Source organism: Paenibacillus sp. 01L418 (assembly GCF_056400045.1).
This window is the reverse complement of record NZ_JBFTSN010000414.1, coordinates 1-5,599: the sequence shown is the minus strand read 5'-3', so window position 1 is coordinate 5,599 and position 5,599 is coordinate 1. Positions and strand designations below refer to the sequence as shown.

Below are 5,599 nucleotides of genomic sequence, written 5' to 3'. Positions count from 1 at the left end.
AGTGAAAACAACGCGGCTCGATATCTTGAGAAAGCGGTTACATCCAGTGAATTCGCCAGTTATCTTGCATTATCTAATTTTCAGGCATAAGGCTAGGAATAGAAAAGAACCACCGCGGCTTGCGATGGTTCTTAAATCTGTAACGGCTACATTGGCCGTTCGATATGATCCTTTTGTTGTTTGCTTTTATAATATTTATAAATGATAAAACCAACAACGATAACAATGATGGCATAAATGACCCATATTAAGTATTTGTAAATATGATCAGAGAGGTCTTGCACTTGATCTCCCACGAACGTACCAATAATAAAGTAGATGAGTGTCCATACAAATGCGGATGGGTAAGCGAAGATTGCGAATCTTTTGTAAGGCATGCGATTCATCCCCATAACATATGGCGTGACATGTCTTAAAAAAGGAAGGCAAAGGCTAAGGCTGATGGCGTAGCCGCCGTACTTTTCACTTAACTGTTCGGATTTAGCGACAAATTTACTTATGTTTTTCTTCTGGCTGAACCAGTTGGACAACTTGCTTCCTGCAAATCTACCGATGCTGTATCCAAAGGTCATCGCGGAGCAAATACCAAGACACGTCATAATAAAAGCGGGTATCGGCGATAATACACCGGATTCAGCTAATGCTCCGCCAGTCATCACGACTGCTTCATTAGGTATGGGCAAACCGATTAAACCAAGACATAAAACGAGGAATAAAGCGAAATAACCAAAATCATCTATTATGTTCAATAATAAATCATACATTGAGCAACATCCTAACCTACCAAAAAATAGAATTTTTATTATTCCACTTCAAACATGTTAACATATCCGAATCCGAAAGGATACCATACATACGATTGGTGAGAGGAAAGGATTCAAATTTAACCATTTCGTAACTAATTGCTTTTCAGGAACAGTTACAATAGGGAATAGGTTTTATGTGTATGAAGGGGCGACTATTCTCATGCTGGATTTCCAAAAAAAGGTGGATGCTTTACGGCGATATGAATCGCTATGTTTTACGGTATGCGTCACAATCTTAATAGAAGAACATGCTTCATATAAAACAGCTGAACAGGCTTTATGTCAGCTTTTTGGCGATCGTGAATTTTGGCGTACAGCTGAAGTTGATCGATCACAATATATATTGCGGGTTTGTACTAAATTATGCATGCAAAAGAAGGAGATTCGTTTATCGCGAACGTCTTGATTGAAATAAATACGTTGATATTTCATGCTTCCAGCGACCATAATAGAAAGGTCGTGTGAATATTTTTTTTATTTATCATGTTATTCACAGAAAGGATGAACAATGAACGCTAATCAGACTCGGAAAAAAGTAACCATTGCATTATTCGTAGCCACATTTCTTGCTGCCATCGAGGGGACGATCGTTAGTACAGCCATGCCTAGCATTACGGGAGAACTTCAAGGAATCCAGCAGTACAGCTGGATTATTTCGATCTATTTGCTCGCAACCGTTATTACTACTCCTGTTTACGGCAAGCTATCCGATCTTTACGGTCGAAAGAAAATTTTTATTATCGGGGCATTGATTTTTCTTGCAGGCTCCATGCTCTCTGGTGTAGCGCAATCAATGAATCAGCTTATTATGTTTCGTGCTTTGCAAGGACTCGGAGCAGGTGCGCTCACGACGATACCTTATACGATCATTGGAGATTTATATCCCTATGAACAGCGTGCGAAGGTACAGGGCTGGATGTCAAGCATATGGGGGATAGCGGGTATTTCAGGCCCATTGTTTGGCGGTCTGTTGGTCGATTACATATCCTGGCGGGCAATCTTCTATATGAATTTGCCGTTTGGAATCGTTGCTATTTATTTGCTCTCCACTTCACTGCGGGAGACATTGGAGAAGAAAAAGAGACATATCGATTATCCTGGCATCATTACCTTTACGATCGCTATGTTCAGCTTCTTGTATGCGATGACGCTAATTCGCGATGCCGATGGTGGCAACGGCGGAAAACTAACGATTAGCGTATTATTTGGTATAGCTGTACTATTTTTCGTCATTTTTGCTCGTATCGAAAAACGTTCTCCAGAACCGATCATTCCATTCCAGCTATTTCGGAATCCGATTATTAGCATGGCGAATCTTAGCAGTTTCTTATTGTGTGTGATCAATGTCGTCATAATATTTTATTTGCCTTTATGGATACAAGGCGTATACGGCAAACCGGCTACCTATTCTGGACTTGCCATGATTCCACTATCCGTAGCATGGCCGCTGGGCTCAATATTAGCAGGAAACTGGATAGCCAAAAAAGGATTGCGCTTTATTAGTGTGGCGGGCTCTTGCTTCTTGTTCGTCAGCAGCATTGGTTTCGCTTTTATGACAGCTTCTACATCCATTGTATTATTTATCATTTATACGTTTTTGGCAGGGCTTTCGTTTGGCCTTTCTCTTACATCCATAACGGTAGCTGTATCTTCAGCTGTCGGCTGGGAGCTTCGTGGATCTGCTGTGGCCAGCAACAATTTCATTCGTACACTCGGCCAGACCATTGGGATTACTGTGTTTGGTTTGCTGCTTCATACCGGTCAAGCTGATCGAATTGAAGCAACGGTTCTTGCAGGAAGCTTGCATACGATATTTATATGGGTAGCGGTATTATCTGTTTTTGTTGTATTTGTATCCATTGGCATGCCTAAGATTAAGCAGCCTGAACAGCAGCAAAGAAATGCTTCTTAGAAAGGTCGATTAAACAGATGAATCCAATTGATTTGGAAGCTAGTAACAAGCTGTTAGCCGAATGGAAAATGAAATCTGTTATCGTGCTTCAAGGACAAAAGCTGCTTGGCGAATGGTATGAGAGCGGACAGGATTCAATCGGTCCGCTCTATTCTTGTACAAAAAGCGTCTTATCCTCGTTGATTGGAATCGCGATTGATAAACATTTTCTTAAGAGTGTGGACGAGCCCATTACGAATTATTTGGAGCATCCGCAGGAAATAAGCGAAGCGCTCAGCCAAATCTCTATCAAGCATTTGCTGACGATGACGCCTGGGTTTGAATGGCCTGACTTTGACAAGCCATATAAAGCCTTGAAAGCAGCGAAAGATCCCATACAATTTGTATTTAATCAGCCGCTGATTTCTGAACCTGGAACGGCTTTTGCTTACAATTCGGGAGGATCTCATCTGTTGTCTGCGATATTGACTTCAGCGACTGGGATGCCGGCTCTTTCGTTTTCCAAAGATTATTTGTTTGGTCCGCTTGGTTTTCGCAGTGCGAGATGGATGGAACGGGCAGGTATTAATGAAGGCGGAACCGGGCTTCAATTGTATGGCAGAGATCTTGCGAAGATTGGCAGTTTATTTGTAGGTAGTGGACATTTTGACAACGAGCCGCTGCTGTCAGCTTCATGGATAACAGAATCGACTCAGCTCCATCATCGCGGATTGATGCAGTATGAACCGCCGATATATGGCGGCTATGGCTATCATTGGTGGTATTCGCCGGAGAGTCACAACGGCCAATGCGATTGTTATTTTGCTTTTGGCCATGGCGGTCAATATTTGCTCATCGCGCCAGAGCATGAGCTTGTGATCGTCGTTCGAAAACAAATAACGAAACGAAATGAGGCAATATGGTCAAGACGCCTTATATTTGAACATATTATTCCGTCTTGTTTAGGAACAAATAAACAATAAACGGTATGTGAATAAATCAAAAGCCGCTCCAAACGCGATTTTTTCGTGCTTGGAGCGGTTTTTTGTTCTTTTTGCTGAATTGAATTTTTTCTATGGAACATTAATGTCACATTAATGTTAAGTAGTTCCACGAATTCGTAGTAAAGCATATAAATATTTAAAGAAACGTATTGCCTAACGATCGAATCTGCATTATTATGTTAGATAACCTTACACAAAGAAAGTAAATGCCTCCATTGTCTTTCCGTTTGTAGGATGACGGTGATGCTGTAATTAATAAAGGCAGAATATTTGGTGAATTTAACATACTAGCACTTGAGGCATGAGGGGGAATTTTTGAATGACAACTATACTTATTCGGAACGCAGTAGTTATGACTATGAACCACGACAATCAGATTTTCACAGGTGATGTCTTAATAGAGGGAAGCCGAATTGCCCAAATGGGCGAACGGTTGGACACACAGAATGTTGAACGTGTTATTGAAGCAGGCGGAAAAGTGCTGCTGCCCGGGTTTGTACAAACGCATATCCATTTATGCCAAACGCTGTTTCGAGGGAGGGCTGATGATTTATCACTCATTGAATGGTTGAAGGAAAAAATCTGGCCACTTGAGGCTGCTCATAGTGAGGATTCTGTTTACTACTCAGCCATGCTCGGGATTGGCGAACTGATTCGCAGCGGTACAACGACAATTCTGGATATGGAGACGGTTCATTATACAGAATCGGCTTTCCAAGCCATTAAAGAAAGCGGCATTCGAGCTCTCTCTGGAAAAGTGATGATGGATCATGGTACGGAGGTGCCGCTTGCTCTGCAGGAAAATACTCAAAAATCGCTGCAGGACAGTGTGGATCTTCTCGAAAAATGGCATGGTGCCGAAAATGGGAGAATTCAATACGCCTTTTGCCCGCGTTTTGTTGTTTCATGCACCGAGGAATTGCTTATTGGGGTTCGTGACTTGTCTGCCAAGTATGGCGTAATGGTGCACACGCATGCATCGGAAAACCAGGGCGAAATTGCAATGGTTGAGGCGGAACGCGGAATGAGAAATGTCGTCTATCTCGATCATATTGGACTTGCGAAGCCGAATCTCATTTTGGCACATAGCATTTGGTTAGATGAGGAGGAAAAAAGAATTATACGGGAGAGGGGAGTCAAGATTACTCATTGCCCGGGCTCTAATATGAAGCTTGCGTCAGGCATTGCAGAAATTCCGCATCTTCTTGAGCAAGGGATTGATATTGGCATTGGTGCGGATGGCGCGCCTTGCAACAATAATTTGGATATGTTTCAGGAGATGCGCTTAACCGCTTATATGCAAAAGGTGAAGCATGGTCCTACGATTATGAATGCAAAAACGGTGCTGCGGATGGCGACGATGGGCGGAGCGAAGGTGCTTGGCTTAGAAAATGAGATTGGCAGTATTGAGACTGGGAAACTCGCAGATTTGCAGCTGCTTGATTTGGAGGATTTCCATGTGTATCCATCATTTGATGCAGATTGGTATTCAAGAGTTGTTTATGCGGCGACAAGAGGCGATGTTGATACCGTTCTTATTGATGGGCAAGTGGTCATGGAAAACAAGATCGTGAGAACGGTTGATAAAAAAGTTGTCTTAAAGGAAGCGGATCGCTCACTCAAAAAATTGATCGCTCGATTGTAGCTGATAGGTTGAAGGCTAGACTGAATGATTACCATGCGAGGGCTAAATACGCTAATTGCTAATGGAGGGATAGCGGATGGATATGCATGATGTATTGGAATCGTTGAAGGTAAGCGACGAGCCGGGTGTGCTCGCTACCATTGTATGTGTTAAGGGTCATTCCTATCGTAAGACCGGAGCGTCGATGTTGTTCAGCTTCAGCGGTGATCAGATTGGATCGGTTAGCCCTGGCTGCTTGGAGCAAGATTTGTTG

The 5,599-nt window shown here is 42.6% G+C and carries 5 protein-coding genes; 4 read left to right on the top strand and 1 reads right to left on the bottom strand.

Translation table 11 applies throughout. The annotated features are described in order from the left end of the window. Positions 1-146: 146 nt before the first annotated feature. Positions 147-764, bottom strand: a complete 618-nt coding sequence (locus AC1DSE_RS29145; RefSeq protein WP_076269307.1) for a DedA family protein — start codon at positions 762-764, stop codon at positions 147-149. 550 nt (positions 765-1,314) lie between these two features. On the opposite strand from AC1DSE_RS29145, the gene AC1DSE_RS29140 reads away from it, so the two are divergent. The 4 genes from AC1DSE_RS29140 to AC1DSE_RS29125 form a co-directional block, all read left to right on the top strand. Next, entirely contained in the window at positions 1,315-2,718 is a 1,404-nt protein-coding gene (locus AC1DSE_RS29140; RefSeq protein ID WP_441885825.1) for an MDR family MFS transporter, read from the top strand. Positions 2,719-2,735: 17 nt separating this feature from the next. Beyond that, entirely contained in the window at positions 2,736-3,680 is a 945-nt protein-coding gene (locus tag AC1DSE_RS29135; RefSeq protein WP_441885822.1) for a serine hydrolase domain-containing protein, read from the top strand. Between the two features lie 340 nt (positions 3,681-4,020). Continuing rightward, on the top strand, positions 4,021-5,346 hold the full coding sequence (locus AC1DSE_RS29130; RefSeq protein ID WP_477511984.1) for a 5'-deoxyadenosine deaminase: 1,326 nt from the start codon (positions 4,021-4,023) through the stop codon (positions 5,344-5,346). A 76-nt stretch (positions 5,347-5,422) separates the two neighbouring features. Then, on the top strand, positions 5,423-5,599 hold a 177-nt coding region (locus tag AC1DSE_RS29125), incomplete at its 3' end, for an XdhC family protein (protein WP_477528619.1).

Coding starts and splice junctions, on each gene's coding strand:
- AC1DSE_RS29130 (WP_477511984.1), top strand. CDS start 4,021: ATGACAACTATACTTATTCGGAACGCAGTAGTTATGACTATGAACCAC.
- AC1DSE_RS29145 (WP_076269307.1), bottom strand. CDS start 764: ATGTATGATTTATTATTGAACATAATAGATGATTTTGGTTATTTCGCT.
- AC1DSE_RS29135 (WP_441885822.1), top strand. CDS start 2,736: ATGAATCCAATTGATTTGGAAGCTAGTAACAAGCTGTTAGCCGAATGG.
- AC1DSE_RS29140 (WP_441885825.1), top strand. CDS start 1,315: ATGAACGCTAATCAGACTCGGAAAAAAGTAACCATTGCATTATTCGTA.